At 66.3% G+C, this 26,570-nt stretch carries 21 protein-coding genes and 4 tRNA genes; 10 read left to right on the forward strand and 15 right to left on the reverse strand.

What is annotated here, in order from left to right:
• Nucleotides 1-54 precede the first annotated feature (54 nt).
• Both AB0B25_RS14695 and AB0B25_RS14700 read right to left on the reverse strand, forming a co-directional pair.
• Nucleotides 55-1,365, reverse strand: a complete 1,311-nt coding sequence (locus tag AB0B25_RS14695) for a salicylate synthase (RefSeq protein WP_357178683.1) — start codon at nucleotides 1,363-1,365, stop codon at nucleotides 55-57.
• Nucleotides 1,366-1,465: 100 nt separating this feature from the next.
• Nucleotides 1,466-2,230, reverse strand: a complete 765-nt coding sequence (locus tag AB0B25_RS14700; RefSeq protein ID WP_357178685.1) for a DUF2127 domain-containing protein — start codon at nucleotides 2,228-2,230, stop codon at nucleotides 1,466-1,468.
• 101 nt (nucleotides 2,231-2,331) lie between these two features.
• Between AB0B25_RS14700 and AB0B25_RS14705 the strand changes: the two genes are divergently transcribed.
• A complete protein-coding gene (locus AB0B25_RS14705) occupies nucleotides 2,332-4,794 on the forward strand; it encodes a glycerol-3-phosphate 1-O-acyltransferase (RefSeq protein WP_357178687.1) in 2,463 nt (820 codons plus the stop codon).
• Between the two features lie 85 nt (nucleotides 4,795-4,879).
• The gene (locus tag AB0B25_RS14710; RefSeq protein ID WP_357178689.1) at nucleotides 4,880-6,289 is read left to right on the forward strand and encodes an HAD-IB family hydrolase; all 1,410 of its coding nucleotides are present in this window, start codon (nucleotides 4,880-4,882) and stop codon (nucleotides 6,287-6,289) included.
• Between the two features lie 113 nt (nucleotides 6,290-6,402).
• On the opposite strand, the gene AB0B25_RS14715 is transcribed toward AB0B25_RS14710, so the two are convergent.
• The 7 genes from AB0B25_RS14715 to AB0B25_RS14745 form a co-directional block, all read right to left on the reverse strand.
• The gene (locus tag AB0B25_RS14715; protein ID WP_357178690.1) at nucleotides 6,403-7,122 is read right to left on the reverse strand and encodes a polyprenol monophosphomannose synthase; all 720 of its coding nucleotides are present in this window, start codon (nucleotides 7,120-7,122) and stop codon (nucleotides 6,403-6,405) included.
• 315 nt (nucleotides 7,123-7,437) lie between these two features.
• On the reverse strand, nucleotides 7,438-7,620 hold the full coding sequence (locus tag AB0B25_RS14720; RefSeq protein WP_357178692.1) for a hypothetical protein: 183 nt from the start codon (nucleotides 7,618-7,620) through the stop codon (nucleotides 7,438-7,440).
• Between the two features lie 550 nt (nucleotides 7,621-8,170).
• A tRNA-Phe gene (locus AB0B25_RS14725) sits at nucleotides 8,171-8,244 on the reverse strand.
• Nucleotides 8,245-8,302: 58 nt separating this feature from the next.
• A tRNA-Asp gene (locus AB0B25_RS14730) sits at nucleotides 8,303-8,376 on the reverse strand.
• Nucleotides 8,377-8,405: 29 nt separating this feature from the next.
• Nucleotides 8,406-8,478 (reverse strand) — tRNA-Glu (locus tag AB0B25_RS14735).
• A 93-nt stretch (nucleotides 8,479-8,571) separates the two neighbouring features.
• Nucleotides 8,572-9,237: a TetR family transcriptional regulator gene (locus AB0B25_RS14740; protein ID WP_357178694.1), complete on the reverse strand. Its 666-nt coding sequence runs from the start codon at nucleotides 9,235-9,237 to the stop codon at nucleotides 8,572-8,574.
• 999 nt (nucleotides 9,238-10,236) lie between these two features.
• A tRNA-Lys gene (locus tag AB0B25_RS14745) sits at nucleotides 10,237-10,309 on the reverse strand.
• Between the two features lie 551 nt (nucleotides 10,310-10,860).
• Between AB0B25_RS14745 and AB0B25_RS14750 the strand changes: the two genes are divergently transcribed.
• From AB0B25_RS14750 to phoU, 6 genes are all read left to right on the forward strand, one after another.
• Complete coding sequence (locus AB0B25_RS14750) at nucleotides 10,861-11,787, forward strand: alpha/beta hydrolase family protein (RefSeq protein ID WP_357178987.1); 927 nt, start codon at nucleotides 10,861-10,863, stop codon at nucleotides 11,785-11,787.
• A 391-nt stretch (nucleotides 11,788-12,178) separates the two neighbouring features.
• Nucleotides 12,179-12,337 carry a hypothetical protein gene (locus tag AB0B25_RS14755; RefSeq protein WP_357178696.1) on the forward strand — a complete coding sequence of 53 codons (159 nt, stop codon included), beginning with the start codon at nucleotides 12,179-12,181 and terminating at the stop codon, nucleotides 12,335-12,337.
• A 473-nt stretch (nucleotides 12,338-12,810) separates the two neighbouring features.
• The gene (locus AB0B25_RS14760) at nucleotides 12,811-13,782 is read left to right on the forward strand and encodes an acyl-ACP desaturase (protein WP_357178699.1); all 972 of its coding nucleotides are present in this window, start codon (nucleotides 12,811-12,813) and stop codon (nucleotides 13,780-13,782) included.
• A gap of 667 nt (nucleotides 13,783-14,449) precedes the next feature.
• A complete protein-coding gene (gene dusB, locus AB0B25_RS14765; RefSeq protein ID WP_357178990.1) occupies nucleotides 14,450-15,592 on the forward strand; it encodes a tRNA dihydrouridine synthase DusB in 1,143 nt (380 codons plus the stop codon).
• Between the two features lie 160 nt (nucleotides 15,593-15,752).
• Nucleotides 15,753-17,897: an LCP family protein gene (locus tag AB0B25_RS14770; protein ID WP_357178702.1), complete on the forward strand. Its 2,145-nt coding sequence runs from the start codon at nucleotides 15,753-15,755 to the stop codon at nucleotides 17,895-17,897.
• A gap of 128 nt (nucleotides 17,898-18,025) precedes the next feature.
• A complete protein-coding gene (gene phoU / locus AB0B25_RS14775; protein WP_357070694.1) occupies nucleotides 18,026-18,685 on the forward strand; it encodes a phosphate signaling complex protein PhoU in 660 nt (219 codons plus the stop codon).
• Nucleotides 18,686-18,823: 138 nt separating this feature from the next.
• Here phoU and pstB read toward each other — a convergent pair whose 3' ends face one another.
• From pstB to AB0B25_RS14805, 6 genes are all read right to left on the reverse strand, one after another.
• Nucleotides 18,824-19,600, reverse strand: coding sequence for a phosphate ABC transporter ATP-binding protein PstB (gene pstB, locus AB0B25_RS14780; protein WP_357178705.1), 777 nt, complete (start codon nucleotides 19,598-19,600; stop codon nucleotides 18,824-18,826).
• A gap of 19 nt (nucleotides 19,601-19,619) precedes the next feature.
• Nucleotides 19,620-20,522, reverse strand: a complete 903-nt coding sequence (pstA, locus tag AB0B25_RS14785) for a phosphate ABC transporter permease PstA (RefSeq protein ID WP_357178707.1) — start codon at nucleotides 20,520-20,522, stop codon at nucleotides 19,620-19,622.
• Nucleotides 20,522-21,502 carry a phosphate ABC transporter permease subunit PstC gene (gene pstC, locus AB0B25_RS14790; protein WP_357178993.1) on the reverse strand — a complete coding sequence of 327 codons (981 nt, stop codon included), beginning with the start codon at nucleotides 21,500-21,502 and terminating at the stop codon, nucleotides 20,522-20,524. The genes pstA and pstC overlap by 1 nt, the downstream gene beginning before the upstream one ends.
• Before the next feature lie 88 nt (nucleotides 21,503-21,590).
• On the reverse strand, nucleotides 21,591-22,703 hold the full coding sequence (gene pstS / locus AB0B25_RS14795; RefSeq protein WP_357178709.1) for a phosphate ABC transporter substrate-binding protein PstS: 1,113 nt from the start codon (nucleotides 22,701-22,703) through the stop codon (nucleotides 21,591-21,593).
• Between the two features lie 232 nt (nucleotides 22,704-22,935).
• Nucleotides 22,936-23,856, reverse strand: a complete 921-nt coding sequence (mshD, locus tag AB0B25_RS14800) for a mycothiol synthase (RefSeq protein ID WP_357178712.1) — start codon at nucleotides 23,854-23,856, stop codon at nucleotides 22,936-22,938.
• 141 nt (nucleotides 23,857-23,997) lie between these two features.
• Nucleotides 23,998-24,762: a response regulator transcription factor gene (locus tag AB0B25_RS14805; protein ID WP_357178996.1), complete on the reverse strand. Its 765-nt coding sequence runs from the start codon at nucleotides 24,760-24,762 to the stop codon at nucleotides 23,998-24,000.
• 285 nt (nucleotides 24,763-25,047) lie between these two features.
• Here AB0B25_RS14805 and AB0B25_RS14810 point away from each other — a divergent pair, with 285 nt between their 5' ends.
• Entirely contained in the window at nucleotides 25,048-25,848 is an 801-nt protein-coding gene (locus AB0B25_RS14810) for an LmeA family phospholipid-binding protein (RefSeq protein ID WP_357178715.1), read from the forward strand.
• A complete protein-coding gene (locus AB0B25_RS14815; protein ID WP_357178716.1) occupies nucleotides 25,845-26,288 on the forward strand; it encodes a thioredoxin family protein in 444 nt (147 codons plus the stop codon). Before AB0B25_RS14810 ends, AB0B25_RS14815 begins: the two co-directional genes overlap by 4 nt.
• The last annotated feature ends 282 nt before the right edge of the window (nucleotides 26,289-26,570 follow it).

Below are 26,570 nucleotides of genomic sequence, written 5' to 3' on the forward strand. Positions count from 1 at the left end.
GAACCGAATGCCGACGGGCAGCGCACCATCGATGCGCCGCCCGTTTCTCGGAACCTAGGCCCGCACCACATACGGCGCGACACTGTCGAGCTTCTCGCAGGTCTCCTCGAATTCCCGCTCCGGCTCCGACTGACCGACGACACCCGCGCCCGCACGCAGCCAGGCGCCCTCGGTGTTCTGATACACCGCGCGTAACACCAGCGTCGCCTCCAACGCACCCGTCGGCGAAACCGTGACCACCGCACCGGAATACAGTCCGCGCGGATCGTGGTCGAGCCGAAACACCGCGTCGACGCCCGCGCGTTTGGGAATGCCCGACGCGGTCACCGAAGGGAACAACGCCTCGAGCGCGTCCCAGCTGGACCGGTCGGCGGCGAGCCGCCCACGCACGGTGGAGGCGAGGTGCTGCACACTGCCGCGCTCGCGCACCGCCATGAAGTCCGACACCGCCGGGGTGCCCGGATCGGCGACCGCCGAGATCTCCGCGAAGGAGGTCTGCACCGAGATCGCGTGCTCCACGATCTCTTTCGGATCGGTGATCAGATCCATGCGGGCGGCGAGATCAGCGCTATCACCCCGGCCGAACGCGCGGGTGCCCGCCAGTGGTTCGGTGGTGACCACGCGATCGTCATCCACCGACGCGACCAGTTCGGGGCTGAACCCCGCCGCTTCCAATCCGCCGAGGCGTAGCAGGAACGATCGCGCAGGGGTGTTGTGCGCGCGCCCGAGCCGATAGGTGGCCGGGATGTCGACCACGAACGGAAGGTCGACTTTCCTGGACAAGATGACCTTCTGGTACCGCCCGGCCTTGATCTCGCCGACCGCCTCGGCCACCCGGTCCCGGTATCCGGTCGGATCGATGCGAACGTCGGCCGGGTGCGCCTGCGGGAGTTCGGTGTTCTGCGACTGCGCGATCAGATCATGGATATCATCGGTCTCCGCCGGCGTCGCGCCGGAGATCTGGACGCCGAAGCGCCCGACCCGCACCTCGATACGCGGAATCATCATATGCGCCAGCGGGTTTCGCTGGTCGACATGCCGCGTCGCGTCGAGCGCCCACGCACAGAACTCGAATCCGACCCAGCCGTAGACGTTTCGGCCCGCCATCGGCAGCGCGGCGAGCGCGCGATCGAGCACTCGCGCCGGGTTGCCCTCCCATCGACTTGCGCTGGTCTGCCCTGCCCAGACCACGCGTAACTCCCGCACGTCCAGTTCGACGCTGCCGATCGGATCGGCGGCGAAAACCCACTCTCCAGGACGCTCATACATGACGTACTCGCCGAAGCGATCAGCTCCCGCCAGCCGGGACATCGCTGCCGCCGGATCGGTCACATACTCGACTCGCAAGCGTTCCGTGGTCGACAACCATCCTCCAAGGTAATGCTGGCCTAACTCAAGGAGCTAAGGTTAGCATTACCTGACTAACGCCACGGTGTTTGTCGTCCACGAAGCTGGGGGCGAGTGGTCAGCCCAGCTCCGTCGCCAACGCGGCGCGTTCGACACTCAGCAAACTCTCCGCATTGTGTTCGGCATGATAGGCCGTCGCACCACCGCGCACTCCGAACAGACGCTTGCTGTAGACCAGCCAGATCACGGCGGCGATGTTGACCGCCAGCGCGCCGATCCGCAGCACGGTCACCTTCTCGGTCAACTCATAGATCTCCAGCGGGAGAAACACACTGGTCGCGACGACGGCGAAGTACTCGCCCCAGCGCTTGACCAGCCACAGGCCGAGCGCCTCGATCCCCTGCAGCCCGGCGTAGCCGAAAATGCCGATCGCGACCCAGAGCAAGACCGTGTTCGACAGCGAGAACGCCTCGCCGATCAGGTGCACGATCTTCGATCGGTCGATGTCCCACCCGATCTGGTCGGCGAACGGACGCAGCAGGGGCAGGTCTCGGGCGAACGCCGCCCGCATGGTCTCGCGCGACGCCCGGAACTTCAGCGCCGCCACCCCGGCGACCACCAGCAGCAATCCGCGCAGCAACCGCTCGATCGCGAGTACACGCATCAGCCAGCGGTCGCGCAGCAGGCGCCCGCGAGGTACCTCGGGCGCATGATCGGCGGGCCCGGAACCCACCGGATTTCCCGGCACGAACGTTCCACAACGCAGACAACGCCAGGCCACTCCGGCGACCGTCTCGACCCGCAGCCGGTCGGCCAGCCCCTGCTCATCCGGTGCGTAGGTGTAGTGGCCATGCCAGCCGCACGCGCGCAACGCCCAGTCCATCCGCGCAGCCTAAACCGAACTCGCTGTGCCGAGTGCCTGCGCGCGGGCAGCCCGGCGGGCTTCAATAGGGGGGTGCGTCACCTGCAGAGGGAAGAATATCGATGATCGATCACCGCGGCGGTTCATCCGCGACAGCCAGGTTCGGGACCGCACCGCAATCGGTGGTGGCCCTGATCGATGCGGCGTCGGGGGTGGAACGCGAACTCGTCGGCGCGTGGCTGGCCGAGGGCGGGATCGCCAAGGAGTTCGGCTCCGACGCACCGGTCACCCAGTTGGACCTGGACGCGGGCGCGGTCGCCACCCGACTGGTCGGCCGACGGGACGATCCGCTGGTGGTACCGGTGCGGGTGCTGTGGTTGCCGCCGGAACGCGACGGGGTCCGCCGCATGACGTTCGCCGATCTGGCTCTGCTGACCAACCCACGCAAGCCGAACCGGCTGGTGCAGCGGAAGCTACTGCAAGTGCCGGACCGACACGTCGTGCTGACCGGCGCGCCCGCCCTGCTCAGCGAGCTGCGCGCGAACAACCCCGAGGCCTCGGCGCTGTTCACCAAGGGCACCACCGAGCCGTTCGCCCGTGCCATTGTGCGCGCGGCGGTGGTAGCGCTGGAACGCGCCGAGCGCACCATTATCGGCGACCGGTACAAAGTGCCCCGCCTGGTGGCCGAGGAGATCCTCGACTCCCCCGACTTCCTGCGCAGGCTGGAATTGATCGCCGACCAGATCGGCGCGAGCCCACACGAGGTGTACCGTCGCGCGGAGAAGGCGCTCGGCGAACTCGTCGCCGCGCAGAGCAGGCTGGTCTCCGACCTGTTCACCCAGGCGATGCGGCCGGTACACGCCTCGACCTGGAAGGTGGACTCCGACCCCTCCGGCCTGGCCGCGCTGCGCGATCTCAATCGCCGGTTCCCGCTGGTATTCCTGCCCTCGCACCGCTCCTACGTCGACGCGTTCGTGCTCGGAGACGTCCTGGCTCGCAACGATTTTCCGCCGAATCATGTGATCGGCGGCGCGAACCTGAGCTTCTGGCCGATGGGCCCGATCGCCCGGCGCACCGGAACGGTGTTCATCCGGCGGAGTTTCGGCGACGACGAGGTATACAAAGCCGCCGTCGAGGAATACTTCGCCTATTTGCTGGCCAAACGCTTCAACTTGGAGTGGTACTTCGAAGGCGGTCGCACCCGTACCGGCAAACTGCGCCCGCCGCGCTATGGGTTGCTGAACTATCTTGCCGCGGCGGTACGTTCGAACCGGATCGATGACGTCATGCTGGTTCCGGTCTCGATCACCTACGAGCGGCTCAACGAACTCGGCGCCATCGCTTCCGAGCAAGCGGGCGGCACGAAGAAACCGGAAGGGCTGAAATGGCTGGCCCGATACATCCGCAGCCAACAGCATTCGGCCGGGCACGTGTACGTGCGGTTCGGCGAACCGCTGTCCGCCCGTGATCGCCTTGCGGCCTTCGGCGATCCGCTCACCAGCCCGCCGCTGACCATCCCCCTGCACCACATCGAACCGATCCCGCCGAGCCGCACCGAGGCAGGGGCCGTCGACAGCAGTCCGCCGGAGGTCGCCGAACTGGAGCGCAAGGCGGTGCAACGGCTGGCCTTCGAGGTCGCGGTCGGAATCAACGCGGTCACCCCGGTCACGGTCAACGCGCTGGCCACCCTCGCGCTACTCGGCGTGCACGGGCGCGCCCTCACACTCGGTGAGGTGCGCGCGGTACTCGCGCCGGTGCTCGGCTACATCGAGAAGCGCGATCTGCCGCGTGGCGAACTCGACGCCCTGCGTGACGAGCAAAGCCTCGCCGTCGTACTGCAACAGCTCTCGCTGGCCAAGGTCGTCACCGTGTACCGCGGCGGGCTGGAACCGGTGTACTCGATCGAGGCGGGCGCACACCTCGAAGCCGCCTTCTACCGCAACAGTGCCGTGCACTGGTTCGTCAACCGCGCCATCCTGGAACTGTCCATCCTCGCGGCGGTCGAAAGCGGCGATACCGACGGGCTGCGCGCCGGTTGGCACGAGGCGTTCCGACTGCGCGATCTGCTCAAGTTCGAGTTCTTCTTCCCCGAGCGAGCCGAATTCGCCGAGCAGATGGTCGCGGAGATGCTGCTGATCGATCCGGACTGGCACAGCCGCACCCGCGAGGACACCCTCGGCTCGGATATCCTGACCAACCTCACCGGCTCCGGATTCATGATGGCCCACCGCGTGCTGCGCTCCTTCATCGACGCGCAACTGGTCGTGGCCGAACGACTGGCCGCCCACACCGCGGGCGACGAGATCGACCGCAAAGCGTTCATCGCCGAAGCCGTGGCCGTCGGCAAGCAGATGATGCTTCAGCAGCGGTTGCACAGCCCGGAATCGGTCTCCACCGAGTTGTTCACCAGCGCGTTGAAACTGGCCGACAACTACGGTCTGCTCGATACGGCGCCGCCCGACGCGGTGGCGCGCAGGACGGAACTGGCCGAACGGAGACAGGAATTCGCCGCGCGCCTGCGCACCATCGGAAACCGGATCGCCCAAGCCGCCGCACTGGACCCGTCCAACATGGACACTCGGTGAGCGCTCGTCGCGTGCGCATCGCGCCGCGGGCACCGTCGCGTGATCTGACGAGCCAGGAACATACCCGCGGTACACAGGAGGCCCGATGACCGACGAGCAAGCTGACTACGACGCCGCCGTCGCCGCGATTCGCTCCGGACCGCAAGGCCCCGCCGTCGCCGCGGTCTTCGACTTCGGCGCTGTCGTCGACGGGTCCGCCCGGCCGGGGCTCTTGCGCAGGAGACGACGCCGCGAGCTGGAAGACCTGCTGCTCGAGGGCATCCGCAACGATATGACCGACCGCGATTACAGCCGGTACCTCGACCAGTTGGCGTCAGCGCTCGCGGGAAGGTCCGAACAGGAGCTCGATCGGCTGGGTACGCGCTTGTTCAAGCGCACCATCTACGGTCACCTGTATCCCGAAGCGTGGCGGTTGATCCGGACACACAAGGCGGCGGGGCACACCGTCGTGCTGGTCAGCTCGCTGACCCGGTTCCACGTGGCGCCCGCGGCGACGGAGCTCGGCATCGAATATGTGCTGTGCACGCCGATGGCCACCCGCACCGGAAACGGCGACGGGAAGACACTGTGGCGCAACGGCAAGGCCGAGGCGGTCCGCGAGTTCGCTGCCGCGCACGAAGTGGACCTCTCCGTCAGCTACGCCTACGCCGACCCGGTCCTCGACCTTCCGCTGCTCGCCCTGGTCGGCCATCCGGTGACTGTGCACCCCGAGGGCTCGCAGGTCGAGCGCACCACCCCGCGACCCTGGCCCCGGTTGCGACCGCGGCGGCGCGCCGCGCCGCGCGCGAGGGACTACCTCCGCACCGCGGCGGGATTCGCCGGGCTGCTCGGGGGCGCGCTCGTCGGTGTCGCGGCGAAGTCGCCGACCAGAGACCGCAGACAGATGTCCGATGCGCTGATGGCGCACGCGGCGGGCAACACCCTGCGCATCGTGGGCGTCCGGCTCCGGATCACCGGGTCCGAGAATGCGAAATCGCCACGGCCGGCGGTGTTTCTGTTCAACCATCAAAGCCAGTTCGACATCATCATCGTTCCCGAGGTGCTCGGCGGTGGTGTCACTGCCATCGGCAAGAAGGAGCTGACCAAGAATCCGATTTTCGGGCCGCTCATGCGCTTCGTGGGGGTGACGTTCATCGATCGCTCGGACACCGCGCAGGCCAAAGCGGCGCTTCGACCGGTCGTCGAGACACTGCGCAACGGGCTGTCGATCGCGGTGGCCCCCGAGGGAACTCGCTCCTACACCCCGGAGGTCGGTCTGTTCAAGAAAGGCGCCTTCCACATCGCGATCCAGGCGGGCGTGCCGGTGATCCCGGTCGTGATTCGCAACGCGGGCGAGATCTGCTGGCGTAATGCGATGGTCGCTCGCCCCGGAACGGTGGACGTGGCGATCCTCGATCCGATCGACGTCTCGGGGTGGAACCCCGACGACCTGGACGACGACGTCGCGGGCGTACGACAGTTGTTCATCGACACACTGCTGGACTGGCCTGAGTGATCATCACGTGGGCGCGCCCCGGTCGAGTGGCCTGGCGGCGACGCACAACCGGATAGCAGGCCGTTGTCCCGCGAAACCGCACGTCCTACGGATACCGGCCCCGCGCCAAGCACTCAGACGGCGCGGCCGAATAGGAGCTTCCACGGCATCAGCGCCGACTCCACCTGCACCTTGATGCTCATCTTGGAGGCGCCCAACGTCCGTTCCTCGAACCGGATCGGGACTTCCGCGATGGCGATGCCCTTCTTGATCGTGCGGTAATTCATCTCGACCTGGAAGGAGTACCCGTTGCTGCGGATCGAGGCGACGTCGATGGCACGCAGAGTGTCGGCCCTCCACGCCTTGAAGCCGGCAGTAGCGTCCTGCACGTTGAGGCGAAGGATCAGGTTCACATAGAAGTTGGCCCAGGCCGAGAGTGCCTTGCGGTACCACTTCCACTCGGTCGCGGTCGAGCCGCCTGGCACGTAGCGCGAGCCGAGCACGACGCCGGTGTCCGCGGTCTGCAATTTCTCCAGCATGGCCGGGATCACCTCGGCCGGGTGCGATAGGTCGGCGTCCATCTGGATGACCACGTCCGCACCCTCATCCAACGCCCGCGTGATGCCTGCCACGTACGCGCGCCCCAGCCCGTCCTTCTCGGTCCGGTGCAGCACACCGACCACGTTCGGCAGCTCCGCCGCCAACTTGTCCGCCACCTCGCCGGTTCCGTCCGGCGAGCTGTCGTCCACCACCAGCACGTGCAGGTCGGGCACCGGTAGTGCGGTCAGCCGCTCCACCGCAACCGGCAGATTCTCCCGCTCGTTGTAGGTCGGCACAACAACGGTAACCCTCAAGGGTCGCCCTCCCTGCTGATCCTGGTTTCCGCTCGCAGCCCACGCCAGGACCACCGAGCATTCGTCTGATTTCTGGAGAACGGTACTTGATGAACCTGACCGCGGGATGAGCGGCCGCGTCACGCGGCGCCCCGGTCGGCACGCCGACCAGCGGTGCGAGATCGACTTCACCGCGCCGGGCAACGCCCCGTCGGTCGGGTCCCAACCCCTCGACCGGCGCCAGCTAGTTCGTTCCCACGCATCGGCTCGAGGCGGAGCATATCCGCACGGCAGCGTGAAAGCCTTTGCCGCACAGCACAGCCCGCAGCGCGCCGCTCAATCCCCCTCCCGCCAGGCCCGGTCCCTGGCATCCTCCCGCTCGGTGCGCGCGTGCGCGATTTCCAGTGCCCGCTCGGCCGTCGACTGATCCGGATACGGCCCCATTCGATCGCGGAACCAGCACTGACGTCCTCGCTCGGCCCGATTGTGCTTCAAGCAGTAATACCAGCGTTCAGCCATTACTCCAGCATCCCACCGAACGCCGCCAGCGGTTCGAATTTCCGTTCGTCGAGACGAGACCACGCCGGGAGAAATCAACCGCAGCCCTACCGAGGCTTTAGCAATGGCCGAGGCTCCGGCAATGGCGGATTGTGTCCGAAACCAGAGCCAGCCCGCAACGGCCGAACAAGCCACGGACGGATGTCGGGCAATACCAGGCGAGAATGCGAACGGCCTTTCGATAAATCGGCCGTGCCGCGCAGCCGGTCCAGCGCGGGGCGAATTTCGGGCGATCCAGCGAAGCGGCCGATCACGTGGCAAGTTCTGTGGTCCGCGCAAGTACGACCCACGAATACCTGCCGCCGGAGCAGACGCTACCGGCACTGTGTCGGGGGGACATCGAACTCCGGTCCGACCGGTCCGAGGTCTCGACCACAGCGACGGGTAGACACGTGATACCCGCCCCGCCACCGTCGCGCCGATCACTCGACATCGGGAGCAAACCCGCTGCGAAGCCGCGTTGCTGGACACGAAAATCCCCCCGACACAAGAGATCCGGGGGGATTTGACGTGGCCAGGGCCGGGATCGAACCGGCGACCTTCCGCTTTTCAGGCGGACGCTCGTACCAACTGAGCTACCTGGCCGCAGGCACCCGAAGTGAATGCCATACGCGAAACGCCGGATTGCTCCGGCGCTTACTTGCGACCCTGACGGGACTCGAACCCGCGACCTCCGCCGTGACAGGGCGGCGCGCTAACCAACTGCGCCACAGGGCCATGCTCTGCTACCAACGATCCGAAGATCGTACCCCCTACGGGATTCGAACCCGCGCTACCGCCTTGAAAGGGCGGCGTCCTAGGCCGCTAGACGAAGGGGGCTCGCCCCGGATTTCTCCGGACCGGCTTCAACGGCTGTCCGTTGGGAGCTGGGATAGCTTATGACAGACCGGACCAGATCCCCAAACCAGCTGGTCAGAGCGCCAAACCAAGCTCCTCCAGCCGAGCCTGGGCACGCCAGCCGTCAGCGTGGAACTTCGTCAGCCAGTCCGGTGTCGCCATCGCCTCGATCACCACCTCGAGCGCCTCCTCGAACCGTGTCCGCAGATCGACCGGAGCGCCGATCAGATCGATCATGTACCGCTGGCCGGCCAACGCTGCGGCGAGCGTGCGGGCGAAACGGTCCGGATCGGCGTTCGCCCGGAGCTGACCGTGGTCGATGGCGCGCACGGTCAGCACCCTCGTCGTGCGGCCGAGGATACGACCACCGCCGGCCTGGACGTCGCGCGAGAAATCCGGCTCGATGATCAATCGATACTCGGCCTGCACGATGATGTCGTGTTCGAGCCGCAACGCGATCTCGTCGACCATCCCGTGCAGGATGTCCAACGGACTGAGATCCGTTCGCGCGAGCCAGCGCTCAGCAGAGACCCGATACCGTTCCACCGCGGTCTCCAGGACCGCGCGGGCGAGATCTTCCTTGGAATCGAAATGGAAGTACATCGCACCCTTGGTGGCACGCGACCCTTCTAATATGCGGTTGAGCGATGCAGCGGCATAGCCGCTCTTCCCGAACTCAACGGCGGCGGACCTGATAATCGCCGCACGTGTTCGGCGGGCCCGCTCTTGCTGCCGTGCCATGCTCGAAACGCCTCCGAAGCCTACTCGCCGCCGAACAGCCGAACCCAAAGGAACAGCCCTCGGCGCGAAGTTATGAGTTTTATCAATACTTCAAACCGGGTTCTCGCCCGGTTTCAAACTTTCGGTACGAAAACTTGCGATAAACCTGAAATACATCAGCTGGTATAGTTTGCTTGCCCGGGTGCGCCGCAGGGGGTGCGCACCCGGGCATTTCTTCGTCTCGGACCTGCCTCCTCCTGCGGCATCGAGTTCCGCCGTGCCGGGACCGGCCGGATCGACCACGGCACCCCCGGGCACATCAACGACACGCTGAATTCCGCGGCGCCAGATGAGTCGGCGATTCTTCCGGAATTCACCAAGGCGCCACCGTACCCGGAAAACCGATGCGACACGCGGCAAACCGTAGAGTCAGGTAGCCATCGCACTCCACTTTCTGTTACGGCAAGTACCTCGCAACCATATCCCCTCGTCCAGCGGCTCCGCGAATTCGGCAGCAGCCCAGCGGCGTTCACTCGAGTGAGCCGACCGGCCGGGCGATCGGCCACCGACCACGCCGTGCCCGCCAGGTCGTTCCACGAGCCGCGACACGCTCGGGTCCGTCACCCTCAGCGAATCCAAAATCATTGCTAGCCAACATCATTGGATGATATCCAGGTTCCGGCAAGTTGAACAAAGGTGGGTACCGGATATTCACCGGCTGCATCGTCGAGTAGGAACGGCGCGTTACCGGCAACGCTATGCGGCTCGGCCGCGGCCTGATCACCACAGGGCACAACACCCGATCACGACGCGCCAGAGAACGGTCGACCGCCGCCAACTCCCCGAACCCGATATCAGACGCCGATCACACGACAGCACCCGTCCGCGCCCTTCGGCTCGGTCGAGGCAGCCACCGACTCGAATCCACACGACACTCCCACCAGTGGGAATATCAGGAAGATTGGGATCATGCGGCGAATGCGGGGGCGCGCACGCGCGCAGCCGCGACATCGAAGTAAGTGCCCCCTGTAGGACTCGAACCTACGACCTAGTGATTAAAAGTCACCAGCTCTACCAACTGAGCTAAAGGGGCTCGGCTGAAAAGCATAGCCGACCGGGTCGGTAGGGCACGAACCGATCGGGAGCGACATCGACCCGATGACGGGGGCGGAAAAGCCCTGCCGTCGACGCCGGCCGGAGCCGGCGAGGCGTCGCCGTCTCGCCCGAAAGACGGAGGCGGGGCGGGAGGCGCACCTGCGGATGCGGACGAGCGCAACCCACCGACTCCGGCCCACGTCGGCCGGCCGACGTGGGCGCGAGTGGAAGTCTCCCAGCCCAGGATTGTGAGAAAGGCCACAGCCGAGTCGGGCGGCGCGGCATCGCCGACAGGTCACCCGTTACCGCTCGGTCATGGCGTCGGAGCGGCTCTGGAACGATTGCGGCGCAATCTATGATGGTCTTCCGATCCCGGGCGCGGCACAGCCGCACGCGCACAGGTAGTGACTCGGCCTGAGCGACAGCCACATTCGGGTCTCCCTGGTCGCTGACCGGGGACGAAAGTAGGAGGTATGCGGCGTGGGTACGGCAGTGCGATCTGGAGACCAGCGGGTAATTCGTGGTTGGCTGAGGAAGACCGCCACCGTCATCGCAACAGCTGCGCTGCTCTCGTCGTTCGGTGCCGCGGTGGCTGCCGCCGCACCGGTCCAGGCACCGATATCGCGCACCCCGGCGCGCGGTGACGAGAAGCTCTCCGTGCCGTCGAGCATGGGGCCGATCGAAGTCCAGGTGCAGTGGGCCGCTCGCGGCGGAAGCGCGGCCCTGTATGTGCTCGACGGTCTGCGCGCTCCGGCCGACCACAGTCAATGGACGACCGACACCGACGCGCTGCGCCAATTCGCAGGAGACGATGTCACGCTGGTGTTCCCGGTCGGTGGTCGCTCCAGCTTCTACACCGACTGGTACCGACCGAGTAGTACCAACCGCCAGGCGACGACATACAAGTGGGAGACCTTCCTCACCCAGGAGTTGCCCGCATTCCTGCAACGCTACGGAGTGTCGCGAACGAACAACGCCATCGTCGGGGCCTCTATGGGGGGCAATGCCGCCTTGATGCTGGCCGGCCACCACCGCGACCAGTTCACCTTCGCCGGATCTTTCTCGGGTTTCGTACACCCGACGTTTCCGCTCTGGAACGAAGCGATGCGCGCTGCCATGTGGGATGAAGGCAACTTCAATGTCGACGACATGTGGGGTCCGGCGGCGGACCCCGCGTGGCACCGCAACGACGCCACCGTGCAGGCGGAATTGCTACGCGGGCTACCGATGTACGTCTCGACGGGCAACGGTCTGCCCGGTCCGCTCGACCTGCCGTACGGAGTCGGGAACACGGTGAACGCGATGAGCCTCGAGGCGATGACGATGACGGCCACCCAGATGTTCCGCGATCGCATCGCCGAACTCGGCATCGCCGCGCGCATCGACATCGTCAACGGAACGCACACCTGGCCTTACTGGCAGCAAGCGCTCGCGACGGCGCGTCCGATGATCCTCGCCGCGCTCGGCGTGCACTGACGCGACCGGCGCCGACGAGGTTCCGGGGATCACCGCGTGGCGCGTCATCCGGATTCGCCGTCGACATGATCATTCCGGCCGCGAAGCCGGCGAGTCTCGGTCGGCTGCGGCGTCGGCATGCCGAGAGCCCGCCGATCGACGGTCATCAGTTCTAGATTTCGCACCGGAACAGAGCCGGATATCGGGTCGGGCGAACTCGCCTGGAGATACCGCCACTTGGTAGCCGATCGACCTCTGTGGCGTCGATAAGGGCGATGTCGCCCGCGCCCTGTTCATCCGACATATCGACCGGATTCGGTAGTTCACGGTCTTGCGAATTCCGTCGGTGAAAGCCCGACAGCAGGACTACCCGAAAGAGTGGGATCACCCGCGGTGATCACAGCCAGAGCGATTGTTGCGGGCATCGGAGATCGTCGACAACGTTTTCGGCAACGACAAGGACACGCTGATCGGTGATCGGCGCCACTGCGGCAGCGCAGATAACGCCCTGATCGCGGTGGCCGCGCCGAGCCCGGCGCCGACCATTCCGTCGCTCCCGACCGGTGGGTGACCCGAGACGACACCCCCATCGCGTCGCGGACTCGATCAATGATGACGGGAGATCGGCGACATCCGCCCCGCTAGCATCGGCGGCCGCGGCCACGCCCTGGGCAAAACGCAAGCAATGCCCTGTTCAGCGGGCTGTTCGGCCGCAAAAGCCACCAGGCCCCGGCTGGTGTTTCCTGCTTGTCGGCGACGGAGAAAACGCCACTATTCCGACACGCTGTGCGATACGACATACCGGTCTGACGGACCTCGACCCGCGGCGATCGTCCCCTCATTACGGTTCGAAGCCATACAATCGTGGTGATCGCCGAGCGTCGCCGAACGCCGAAGGGGCGTAAGACCCGCATCACGAAGGCATCAGTTGTCTAACAGATGCGTTTCACATCACACCTACGGTGACGTAAGGTATGGCCGCATCGGCATCGCTTTACCGTGGGGACGACCTGCACGACCGGACACACACTGAAGGGTTCATACATGGCAAGGGATCTGACTCAACTCGAGCTTCTGACGGAGTTGGAGCCGGTTGCCGAAGAAAACGTCAATCGGCACATCTCCTTGGCAAAGGAATGGCACCCGCACGACTACGTTCCGTGGGACGAAGGCCGCAATTTCGCGGCGCTCGGGGGCAGCGATTGGGACCCGGAGCAGTCGCATCTGAACGAGGTCGCGAAGGCGGCCATGATCACCAACTTGCTGACCGAGGACAACCTGCCCTCCTACCACCGGGAAATCGCCGAGAACTTCTCCCAGGACGGCGCCTGGGGCACCTGGGTGGGCCGCTGGACCGCGGAAGAGAACCGGCACGGCATCGTGATGCGTGACTACCTGGTGGTCACTCGTGGCGTGGACCCGGTCGCCCTCGAAGAGGCCAGGATGATCCACATGACCAACGGCTTCGCCTCGCCTACCGAAGCCGATGCCGGATTCCTGCACTCCGTCGCGTATGTCACGTTCCAGGAACTCGCCACCCGCGTCAGTCATCGCAACACGGGCAGAGTCTGCAACGATCCGATCGCCGACCGCATGTTGCAGCGCGTCGCAGCTGACGAGAACCTGCACATGATCTTCTACCGCAACATGTGCGGCGCCGCCCTCGACCTGACTCCGGACCAGGCTATCGAGGCGATCACCCTGATCCTGGAGAACTTCCAGATGCCCGGCGCCGGCATGCCCAACTTCCGCCGCAATGGCGTGCTCATGGCCAAGCACGGCATTTACGACCTGCGCCAGCACTTGGAGGAAGTCGTCCAGCCGGTGCTGAAGAAATGGAACATCTTCGAGCGCACCGACTTCACCACGCGCGGTGAGGCGGTCCGCGAACGACTCGGCCTCTTCCTGGAGAAGCTGGCCAAGGATGTGATCAAGTTCGAGGAGCAGCGCGACCGCATGCTCGCCCGCGAAGCTGCCAAGCGTGAACGCGAGATGGCGGGCAGCACCGCAGGCTGACCGCGCGACCCCTGGCACAACAGCGCCGCCGTCCGATTTCCGGGCGGCGGCGCGTGCGTTTACCGTGCTGGTTCGCTGGCGACGCGTCGACGCCTCGATCCGTGGGCGCCACGCCGGGGGGCGCAGGATGCCCCCGCGGGCGATCGAGGCGGCCTCGTGACCGTCCGCGCCGCAACCGGAACCACGAAATACCGAACAGCACCGCTCGGCGAGGCACCGTCGGTCCGTCGACCGGTGCGCCGAGCGCGTCCCCTGCGCTGCCGATTGTCGCTCCTGCCGATTCTTCTGCTCGAAATATGGTGCGCCACAACGTCGTTTCTGCCGATCCGCGGACGAAGGCAGGATCACGGGGCAACCGATCGGCAAAGCACTCGAGTTGGTTTCTGATTCGATCCGGCGGGCCGGTCCGCGCACGCAGGACACGAGACCGGAGCGCTCTATCGATCACGCCGACCGTCGACGCCACCATCGGCACGGCCCGCGTCGCACTGTGCCGCCCCAGCGCGTTGGCGCAGTACCTGCGATACCGCGCTCACGAAATAACCGGGACGTGCTCAGGGCATTCGTTCGCGAACGTCCGACATCCGCGCCATATCGGCCGTGACCGGAAGCCCACTACCCGGACAGGCCGAGTTACGTGCGGAAATGAGACACTGTCGGCGTGACGATGACTACCGAGGCGACGGCCACGCTGCGGATCGGGTCCTATCCGGTCGATCCGCCGGTCGTGCTCGCGCCGATGGCGGGCATCACGAATCTGGCGTTTCGCAAGTTATGCCGGGAATTCGGCAGCCCGACCTCGATCTACGTCTGCGAAATGATCACCGCGCGCGCGGTGGTGGAACGCAACGAGAAGACCCTGCACATGATGTCGTTCGACGCGGACGAACATCCGCGTTCGATGCAACTCTACGGCGTCGACCCGGCCACTCTCGGCGAGGCGGTCCGGATCATCGTGGGCGAAGGCTTGGCCGACCATATCGACCTCAACCTCGGCTGCCCGGTACCCAAGGTCACTCGGCTCGGCGGTGGCGCCGCGCTGCCGTACAAACGGACGCTGTTCCGGCGCATCGTGGCGGCTATGGTGGGCGCCGCCGAACCGGCGGGTGTCCCGGTGACCGTGAAATTCCGGATCGGCATCGACGACGAGCACCACACCTACCTGGACGCGGGCCGCATCGCGGAAGCCGAAGGCGTGCGTGCGGTGGCGCTGCACGCCCGCACGGCCGCACAGCGCTACTCCGGCCAGGCCGATTGGACCGCGATCGCCCGGCTCAAGGACGCCGTCACCTCGATCCCCGTGCTCGGCAACGGCGATATCTTCTCCGCCGCCGACGCCGTTCGAATGATGGACGAGACCAACTGTGACGGCGTGGTCGTCGGCCGCGGCTGCCTGGGCAGGCCGTGGCTGTTCGCCGAACTCCAAGCCGCGCTGCGCGGCGAGCCACTGCCCGACACGCCCGACCTCGGCAGAGTTGGCGCGGTACTATTTCGACACGGCGCGCTGCTCGCCGAGCATCTGGGCGAGGACAAGGCCATGCGCGATCTGCGCAAGCACATGGCCTGGTACCTGATGGGCTTCCCGGTCGGCGCCGACCTGCGTCGCGCGTTTGCCACCGTCTCCAGCCTCGCCGAGCTGGAAGATCTTGTCGGACAACTCGATCCGGCCGCGCCATTCCCGAAGGACGCCGAGGGTCCACGCGGCCGTCAGGGCTCGCCGGGCAAGGTCGCCCTGCCACACGGCTGGCTCGACGATCCGGACGATCCGGCGGTGCCACGCGGGGCCGATGTGATGCACAGCGGCGGCTGATCTGGCAATCTTTCAGCGAACCAGATATCCAGCAGCACTGTGACCGGTTCGATTTCGCCTGGGGTGGCCCGCTGTGGCGGAATCGTTATCATTGCGGCATCGGTGCTGCCGGTCGAATACGGCCCGAGGCGGAGAGCAAGACGAAAAGCGAGGTTCGTTGGTGGGTGACGATCGGCACGGGCATTCGCCACGGCCCGGAGGTCGCGCCCCGTGGGAGCGCTATCCCGCGGAGGAATACCCGGAACGAGACGCGGCCCGGGCGTCTCGACGCTCGCGCCACCCCGAGGCCCCGCCAGACCAGCCTTCCGCACCGCTGACAGTCCAGGATCTCGTTCAGAAGGTCGACAACGAGCGGGTCGGGCGCCGGAGCCGGCGCGCGGAACCGCCACCGAACGCGAACGCGAACGCGGCGCCGAATCGCGGACGCCGAGCCGAGTCCGGCCCGATGGAAGCCGCGCGGCGGCCCGCCGAACCGGCCCCCCGCCGCCCGCCCGACGCCGCCAATCGCCGTGGCGCCGCGGCGGGCCCCCGACGCGCCCCTGACACGCCCACGCCACGGCAGACCGGGGCTTCGCCGGTAGTGCAGGACATCACCGGCGAACAGGCGACCCAGGCCGCACGCGGTGGCGGCCGTCGCCCCACCGAGCGCCCCATGCCCGCACCGGCCGAAGAAGTCACCGACATTCTTCCCCCGCTCACCGAGCCCACCCGCGCCAAGCGCAAGAGTTCCGGCTGGCCCACCAAGGAAAGCAACGCCGTACCCAAGGCCGTCGGCGCGCCGGCGCAAACACGCCTGGAAGCCGCGCGGCAGCGCCGGGCCAAGCGCCTACGCGCGGCGGGCCGCGCGGCGCTGACGGTGTCCGCCGTTATCGTGCTGCTGACCACCGGCGGTGGCTGGAGTTACCTGCGGTCCATCAACAACGGATTCACCCAGGTCTCCGCGATCGACAACAACTCGACCGACGTCGTCGACGCGGGCGCCCAACTCGGCGACGAGAACTTCCTGCTCGTCGGTACCGACACCAGGGCGGGCGCCAACGGGACAGTCGGCGCGGGCACGCTGGACGACGCCGAGGGCGCCCGCGCCGACACGGTCATGCTCGTGCACGTGCCCAAAGAGCGCCAACGGGTGGTACTGGTCTCGTTCCCGCGCGACCTCGACGTCACCCGCCCGGTCTGCGAAGGCTGGGACAACGACAAGGCCGACTACACGGGCGAGAAATTCCCCGCGGCGGTCGGTGACAAGCTCAACGCCGTCTACGCACTGGGCGGGCCGAAATGCCTGTTCAACGTCATTTCCAAGATGACAGGGCTCAGCATCAACCACTTCGTCGCGATCGACTTCGCCGGATTCGAGTCCATGGTGAACGAGGTCGGCGGCGTCGAGGTCTGCGCGACCAAGCCGCTCATCGACGGGGAGCTGGGTACCGTTCTCGCGGCCGCCGGCAAACAGCGCATCAGCGGGGAGACGGCGCTGAACTACGTGCGAGCGCGCAAGGTCGTCGGCGAGGAGCGCAGCGACTACGACCGCATCAACCGGCAGCAGCGGTTCCTGGCCTCGCTGTTGCGCAGCACGCTCTCCAGCCGGATCCTCTTCGATCCGGGCAAGCTGAACGGTTTCATCCAGGCGTTCCAGAAGCACGCGTGGATGGACGGGGTCCAATCGAACGACCTGCTGATGTTGGGGCGATCGCTACAGAAGGTGGACGCGGGCGCCGTGACCTTCCTCACGATCCCCACCGCGGGTACAACGTCCTACGGCAATGAGATCCCGCGGGAATCCGATATCAAGGCGATCTTCTCGGCCATTCGCGACGACCGTCCGCTGCCGGGTGAGAAGCCCGCGGTCACGGACACGCCGTCGCCCGCCGCTCCGGCGCCCGCGCCACGCGTGGTCGCCGTGGATCCGAGCACGGTGTCGCTGTTGGTCTCCAATGCCACGGACATCCCCGGCATAGCCAACAAAGTGTCGACAAAGCTGAACAACCAGGGTTTCCAGATCTACAACACGGCGAACTACACGCAAGGCACCTCGTCGACCTCGAAGGTCCGCTATGCGGCGGGAAACGAAGCGGAAGCAGCCACGGTCGCCAGCGCGATTCCGGGCGCGACCTTGGAACAGGCCACCGATCTCGGCGGCATCATCGAGGTGGTGCTGGGTACCGACTTCTCCGGCACGGTGACCAGTCCGGTACCGGTCGGCGATCCGATCACCAATGTGACCATGAGCCCGTCCAGCGCGGCGCCCGTCTCGCTGCCGTCCGACTTGGAGCACGTCAACGCTGCCGAAGAGGTCTGCAAGTAGCGACCGCCGCCCGGACTCGACGTATCCGGCGGAGGTCGCGCCTGGCAATACGATCGCAAACCTCGGATACCCGGCCATTCACCCCGTGTTAGTGACTTGGTCAGCGCCGAGAACTAGGGTCTGACCTCATGCGTGTGATCTATAACGAGCGAATGGCCGATCTCGCCCACCTGCTGGGCGAGATGGCCGATCTGGCCGGGTCGGCGATGGACAGGGCCACCCAGTCGTTGCTCCAGGCCGACCTCGCGCTGGCCGAGCAGGTGATCGGCGAATCCGACCGGATCGCCGAGCTGATCCAGGACGCCGAAGAGAAAGCCTTCGCCCTACTCGCACTGCAAGCGCCGGTGGCAGGCGATCTACGGCAAGTAGTGAGCGCGATCCAGATCGTCGGTGACGTCAACCGCATGGGCGCGCTCGCGCTGCACGTCGCGAAGGTCACGCGCAGGCGCCATCCGAATCACGCGCTACCCGAAGCGGTCAACGGCTACTTCGCCGAGATGGGCCGCATCGCGGTGAACATGGGCGCCGGCGCCAAGGAGGTCCTCGAGACCCGTGACCCCGAGCGCGCCGCCCAGCTGAACGAGGACGACGAGGCGATGGACGACCTGCACCGTCATCTGTTCACGCTGCTGATGGATCGCGACTGGAAATACGGCGTCGCCGCGGCAGTGGACATCACGCTGCTCGGCCGCTACTACGAGCGCTTCGCCGACCACGCCGTCGAAATCGGACGCCGCGTCATCTTCCTGGTCACCGGAGTCCTTCCCCCTGACCCCGACACCGAGTGATCGAGGCTTTCCGCGCAGCCGCGATGACCGACTGTTGTGCCGGCGAGACTTTCGGTCTGCGGTGCGCAATCGAAAGTCCTGGGCGGCTCGATATCCGCCCAGGACTTGGATTGTCGCCGACAGTATTCGTCGAGTGGATCAGCCGAAGCGGCCCGAGATGTAGTCTTCGGTGGCCTTCTGGGACGGGTTGGAGAAGATCTTCTCGGTATCGTCGATCTCGATCAACTTGCCCGGCTTGCCTTGAGCCTCCAGGTTGAAGAAGCCGGTCTGGTCACTCACGCGCGCGGCCTGCTGCATGTTGTGCGTGACGATGACGATGGTGAAGTCCTTCTTCAGTTCGGTGATCAGGTCCTCGATCGCCAACGTGGAAATCGGGTCCAGCGCCGAGCAGGGCTCGTCCATCAGCAACACGTCGGGTGAGACCGCGATGGCCCGTGCGATGCACAGACGCTGCTGCTGACCGCCGGAGAGGCCGCCGCCCGGCTTGTCCAGCCGGTCTTTCACCTCGTTCCACAGGTTGGCGCCGCGCAGCGAGCGCTCGGCGACCTCGTCGAGTTCCTTCTTGCCGCGCACGCCCTGCAGCTTGAGCCCGGCCACCACGTTGTCTTTGATGGACATGGTGGGGAACGGGTTCGGCCGCTGGAACACCATGCCGATGGTGCGACGCACACCGACCGGGTCGATCTCGGTGCCGTAGATATCCTCGCCGTCCAGCAGCACCGCACCCTCGACACGAGCGTTGGGGGTCACCTCGTGCATCCGGTTGAGCGAACGCAGCACGGTGGACTTGCCACAGCCCGAGGGTCCGATGAAGGCGGTCACACTGCGCGGCAGCACCGTCAGCGAAACATCGGACACGGCATGGAACTTGGCGTAGAAGATGTTCAGATCTTTGACGTCGATCCGCTTGGCCATTTCGGTAATCCGTTCCGCTCTATCGGTTCCGCGTCAGCAGCCGGTTCAGGGCCGCCGCCGCCAGGTACAGGAAGGCGATGATGAGAATGAGCGTGAGAGCCGCTCCCCAGACCCGCTGCCGTCCAGCGGCTTCGGGGTTGGCCAACTCCTGATAGATCAGCAACGGCAGCGACGCCATATTGCCGTCGAAGATGTTCGTATTGATCGACTTGCTGTAGCCGACCAGCACCAGCACCGGAGCCGTCTCGCCCATCACCCGGGCGATGGCCAGCAGAATGCCGCTGATCATGCCGGGCAGCGCGGTCGGCACCACGATCCGCAGAATCGTCCGCCACTTGGGAATGCCGAGTGCGTAGGACGCTTCGCGCAATTCATGCGGCACCAGTTTGAGCATTTCCTCGGTGCTGCGGACCACCACGGGCAACATCAACAGCACCAAGGCGAGTGACACCGCCAACGAGCTCTGCGGGAAGCCCAGCGTCGCGATCCACAGCGCGAAGATGAACAGCGCCGCGACGATGGAAGGCACACCGGCCAGAATGTCGACCATGAACGTCGTGGTCTTGGCCAGCAGCCCGCGGCCGTACTCGACCAGATAGACCGCGGCCATGATGCCGAGCGGCACCGCGATCACCGTCGCTACCAGCGACTGCACGATCGTTCCGTAGATCGCGTGGTAGACGCCGCCCGCGAACTGGTTGGGCAGTACGCCTTTCATGGAGTTCTGCCACCAGTTCGCCCGGACCACCGCATGGAAGCCTTTGCTGACCACCATGATCAGCACCCAGCCCAGCGGCACGAGCGCGATGCCGAACGACAGCCAGACCAATCCGGTCGCGAGGTTGTTGCGCATCCGGCGCGCCATGCTCACCGTGCGGAAGGTCGGAGCCTTGATCGGCCGGTCCAACGTCGAGGTGGTCATCACCCGTTCACCCTTCCGCCCGCGGCGAACCGCGCCAGCGCATTCACGACGAAGGTCAGCGCGAACAGCACGAAGCCTGCCGCGATATACGCACCGGTCGACAACGGTTCACTGAATTCCGCAGCGGCCGAGGCGATTTTGGAGGCGAAGGTGTAGCCGCCGTCGAAGACCGACCAGTGTCCGGCCTGCGCGGCCGTCCGCAGCACGATCAGGACAGCGATCGTCTCACCGAGCGCTCGGCCCAGGCCGAGCATCGCGCCGGCGATCATGCCGCTTCGCCCGTACGGCAGCACGGTCATCCGGACGACTTCCCATTTCGTCGCGCCGAGCGCCTGTGCCGCTTCGATGTGCGCCCGCGGCGTCAAGGTGAAGACCTCGCGGCTGACCGAGGTGATGATGGGCAGGATCATCACGGCGAGGACGACGCCGGCCGTGAAGATGGTGCCACCACTGGCCAGCGGAATGTTGCCGTCCGAGAACAGGAACAGCCAGCCGAGGTTGTCGTTGCAGAAGTTCTGTACCGGCTCCAGTTGCGGAGCGAGCACCAGAATTCCCCACAGACCGAACACGATCGAAGGTACCGCCGCGAGCAGATCGACCAGCACCGAGAAGGGTCGCGCGAGCGACTTCGGCGCATAGTGCGTCAAGAACAGCGCGATGCCGATGCCGATCGGAACTGCCAGCACCAGCGCGAAGAGCGAACTGAGCACCGTCACCATGAACAGGTCCCGGATACCGAACCGCAGATGGTTGGCGTCCGAAGTACTGAACTCGGTACTGGTGAAGAAGTTCGCGTCATTCGCCAGCACCGAAGGCACCGCCCGGATCAGCAGAAATAACGCGATCAGGGCGATGGCGGCGACGATGATCGCGCCCGCCGTCGTGGCCAGCGAGCGGAAGAGGATTTCCGCCCGCTGACTGTGACGGCGACCGCCGGTGGCGGCCGTGTCGGTGCTCGGCTTACTCGGCTTGCTCGGCATGAGCGCAGTATCTCCGCCCAGCCGCTGGCCGGTCGAGTCCGGCTGGCCAGCGGCGGTAACTTCGTCGTGCACGGTCATGGGTATGCGATCAGGAAATGGCGTTGATGGCGGTTGTCAACTTGGTCTTGAACTGCTCGGGCAGCGGGATGTACCCGGCCTCGTCCAGTCCCTGCTGGCCGTTGCCGACCGCGGTGGTCAGGAATGCCTTGACCGCCTTGGCCGTACCGGCGTCGCTGTACTTCGAGCACACGATCTCGTAGGTCGGCATCACGATCGGGTACGCGCCCGCCACCGACGGCTTGTAGAACGACGAGGTGTCGATGACCAGGTCGTTACCCTGACCGGAGATCTTCGCCGACTCGATCGCCTTGCCCGCCGACGCGACGCTCAGCGTCACCGGATCCTTGCTCGCGGAAGTGATGATCCGCGCGATGGACAGGTTCTGCGCCTTCGCGAAGGACCACTCGTTGTAGGTGATCGAGTTCTTGGTGCTCTTCACCGCGGCCGAGGTGCCTTCATTGCCCTTCGAACCCGCGCCGACGCCACCCGCGAACGCCTTGCCCGCGCCCTTGCCCCACGCACCATCGGAAGCGGCATCGAGGTAGAGCTGGAAGTTGTCCGTGGTCCCCGACTCGTCGCTGCGGAAGATCACCGCGATCGGCTCGGCGGGCAACTGGGCGTTCGGGTTCAGCGCCTTGATCTCCGGGGCGTCCCAGGTGGTCACGGTGCCGTTGAAGATCTTGGCGGCGGTCGCACCGTCCAGCGCGAGGTCGGTCACGCCATCGATGTTGTAGGTGACCGCGACCGGGCCGAACACGGTCGGGAGGTTCCACGCGGGCGACGCGCAGCGATCGGCGGCCTTGGCCGGCTCGTCCTTCTTGGCGCTCAGCGGCGAGTCGGAGCCGCCGAAATCGGTCTGGCCGCCGAGGAACTCGCTCACACCCGCACCGGAACCGCTCGACGTGTAGTTGAGCGTGGCGCCATCGCAGTTCTTCTCGTAAGCGGCGATGAACCGCTCCACCGCGTTCTTCTGCGCCGAAGAGCCGCTGGCCTTGAGGGCCGACTTGCCGCCACACGCGACGTCGACCTTGGCCACATTGCTCGTGTCGGTCGCGCTGTTGTCGTCGCTGCCACAGGCGGCGAGCGCCATGGCGCCGACGGCCAGCACACCCACTAGGGCGCTGCTGCGCTTGAGATTCACTATTCCTCCGGAATCGCGTCCTACTCGTCCGGTCCCTCACCGGCCCGGACGGGTGCTGTGGTGCTGTTCGCGGGGAACTCGCGCACCAGGCAGCAACGTGTGCTGCCCTCACTCAACCTAAAGTCACGTGGTTGACAGTTCGACCAACCTGGATGAACGGTGAGTGAACAGCCCGGCGCTAATGCGCCCGGTGGGTGTGATGTCTGCCCCAGTATTACTCGGTGGGGGGCCGCTATTCGGCCGCCACCACCGCGTAGGCGACGTCGATGTGCGCCGGGGCGAATCCGAGGCGGGTGTAGGTCCGCACCGCGGCGGTGTTGTCGGCTTCGGTGTACAGCAATGCCTCGCCACGACCGCTGTCGCGCAGGTGGCGCAGCCCGGCCACCGTGAGCAGCCGGCCGAGTCCACGGCCTTGCGCGGCCGGATCGATACCGACCACGTACACCTCACCGATCGGCGGGTCCTGCTCGTAATGCACCTTGGTCCAATGGAATCCGAGGACGCGACCAGGGTCGGCGGCGTCGACGGCCAGGAACAGGCCCTTCGGGTCGAACCACGACTCGGCCCGGCGAGCCTCGATGTCCCGTTCGGTCCAGCCGCCCTGTTCCGGGTGCCAGTGGAAGGCGGCGTTGTTCACTCGCAGCAACTCCGCGTCGTCGGCGGGTCCGGCGTAGGTGCGCAGTACGGTGCCGTCCGGCACGACCAACTCCGGGAGTTCCGGCGTCACCAACGATCGCCGCATCTGCCACAACTCGCGTGCCGTGCGCAAGCCGAGCCGGGCCGCGACCGCCTTGGCCGGCGCCCGATCGCCATGGGCCCAGACTCGGGCACCCGGTCCGCCCGCCGCGAGCGCGAGCGCGACCACATCGGTTCCGATGCCATGACCGCGCGCAGGCGGGTCCACGGCCACTTCGGCCATCGCCGGGTGATCTCCGTGTGCCGGAACGAGATTCGCATAGCCGACGAGCACATCCTCGCGCAGCGCGAGCAGATGGCGGGCGACCGCAGGATCGGAGGAGGTCAGCGACAACACCGTCTGCTCGGAAACCGGGGCGACCCCGTCGGTGCTGGCGGCGCGCTCGAGCAGGTCCCGAATCCCACTCGCCGTCTTCGCGTCCGGCCGGTCGGTCCATTGTGTTGTCACGCCGCTCATCGGCCTCCGCTCCTCACGCCATCGGACCCGATCCGGGTTCTCCTTGGGCAACGTTATCGAGGCGGCCCACATTTCCGGACGACCGAGCACACTTGCCGCGAACTGCCGCCACCACAGACCGGCGCGGAGAACCGCGTCAGCTCATTGGGTCGAACCCTGGGCCGGCGCGAGCGGCGAGTCGTCGGCGCCCTCGGCGTCGCCGTCCGAGAAGCTGACCGGCTCGCCCTTTCCCGTGGCCCGCGACGGTCGCACCGCCTTGTAGCCGACATTGCGCACTGTGCCGATCAGCGACTCGTACTCGCTGCCGAGCTTGGCACGCAAGCGGCGGACGTGTACATCGACCGTGCGGGTGCCGCCGAAGAAGTCGTAGCCCCACACCTCCTGCAGCAACTGCGCCCTGGTGAATACCCGGCCCGCGTGCTGCGCGAGGTATTTGAGCAGCTCGAATTCCTTGTAGGTGAGATCGAGCGGGCGACCGCGCAGCCGCGCGGTGTAGGTGCCCTCGTCGATCACCAGCTCGCCGAGGGTGATCTTGCCGGTGTTCTCCGGGCTCGCGACGCCGCCGCTGCGCCCGACCAGCAACCGCAGCCTGGCATCGAGTTCGGCCGGGCCGGTACTCGGCAGCAGAATGTCGTCGAGGCCCCAGTCGGCGTTGACCGCGACCAGGCCGCCCTCGGTGAGCACCGCGACTACCGGCACGGACGAACCGGTGCTGCCGAGCAGCCGACACAAGCCGCGGGCAGCGGCCAGATCGGTGCGCGCATCCACCAAGGCAACGTCCGCGGTGCCTGCCTCGAGCAGCGATGCCACCTCGGTGGGCGCCGGGCGCACGTGGTGCGCAAGCAACGCCAACGAGGGCAACACCGACTCGGGGTTGGGGTCGGAGGTAAGCAGGAGCAGCTCCACAAGCCCGCCTCCCATCTCGTAGCTCCGCGGACAACGGCAGCACCGCCGCAGCCACGTCGCCGATCACAGGTGATTGGATGCAAGATTAGCGCGTTACCCCGTATGACCACGCGTTCCGGGTGCTCAACCCGCTCCGGGCGACTCCGGGGCACTCCACAACGCGATGGCAGATATCGTGCCTACATGGGTAACTCACCGAGTACTGCCGAAACCCAGCCGCCACCCCGCTACGCAGCTCTCGCGGCGCCCATGGTCGGCAAGAAACGCGGAGAGGCGGCCTAGCGCATGCGCAAGTTGATCATCGGCCTGCTGTGCCTGGCGGGACTGGCGGTCGTCATCGACTTCGGCACCGCGGCATATTCGGAGTACCGCGTCTCGCGCGCGCTGCGCGACGGCGCGGATCTCACCGCCGACCCCGAGGTGACGATCCACGGATTCCCGTTCATCGGCCAGGCCTGGGACAGCCGCTACGACTACGTCGAGATCCGGGCCCGCGCGAAGCGACTGGACATTCCAGGCGAGATCGCGCTGGAGGCGACACTGACCGGCGTGCGGCTGCCGCTGGGCGAACTGGTCGATGGCAGCCTGCGCGGCGTCCCGGTGGAGCGGGTGGACAGCAGGGTGCGGGTGGAGCCGACCGAACTCGGCAGGCTGTTCGGCATCCCCGATCTGCAGGTGCACTCGCGCCCGGCGGACAAGTCCGATGGAACCGGCGGGTCGGGTGGATCCGGCATGACCACGACGGGTGCGCTGGTACTGACCGGCACCCTGCCCGAGACCCCAGGAACCCAGTTCGGCGGCGAAAAGGTGAGCGTGCAGGCGGATCTACTGCTCGACGACGACCAGGTGAAGATCGTGGCGACCGGCTTCTATCGCGGCGGCCCCGGCACCGAGCCCACGCCGGTCGCGGTGATCACCGAGGCGGATCGGCCCGCGGTGCTCGCCCGGTTCACCCGTACCATCGACACCAAAGAGTTGCCGTTCGGAGTTCGGCCCACCAAAGTGTCCGCCCAGGGTGGACAGATCGTGGTGGAGGGCAAGGGCGTGAACGTCACGATCGACCTCGACCGATTGCAGCGACCATGATCCAGTTCACAATCCTGGCGGTGACATTGCTCGCCGCGCTGGCGGTAGGCATGGTGCTGCGCCGTCGAGAGGGCACGGTGCGGCCGGCGACCGTTATCGAGACCGCCGAATCGGCACGCGCCGACCTGCTCGCGACGGTCGGCGTGACCGGTTCCGGTCCTGCGGTACTGCATTTCTCCGCCGAATGGTGTGGGCCGTGCTCCGCTGTTCGCCGGGTAGTTGCCAATGTCACAGAGCAATTGGCGCACTCGGCACAGCCACCGCTGGACATCGAAGTCGACATCGATGCCGAACCGGCACTGGCGCGCGAGCTGAATGTCCTCTCGCTGCCCACCATATTCGTCTTCGATATCGAAGGCAGAGAGCGCTTCCGGATCTCCGGCGTGCCGAAGGCCGCAGATCTGCACTCCGCGCTCGAACCGCTCACCGCGGCCGCCTGAGCTGCGACGACAAGCCCCCCTGACGGATGTGACGACCCCCGGGGTCCATTTCTCCGGCCGAATTGGGTAAACTACCTCCGTGCTTGACAACCACGAGCTGATGCTCACCCGACGCCGCACAGTGGATCTGTGTCGGCTCGGTGGTTGTTGCTGCCTGTGCCGCTGATAGGTCGGCTTTTCCGGATTTCCTGACGCCGACCGCTGTCCGCCGCGTGCGTGATCACACGATCCCCCGGCGAGCTGGCAACTTTCCAGTCATTTGACATATTCAGCGCAGGAGTA

The sequence above is a fragment of the Nocardia sp. NPDC049190 genome (genome assembly GCF_040648115.1).
GTDB lineage: Bacteria > Actinomycetota > Actinomycetes > Mycobacteriales > Mycobacteriaceae > Nocardia.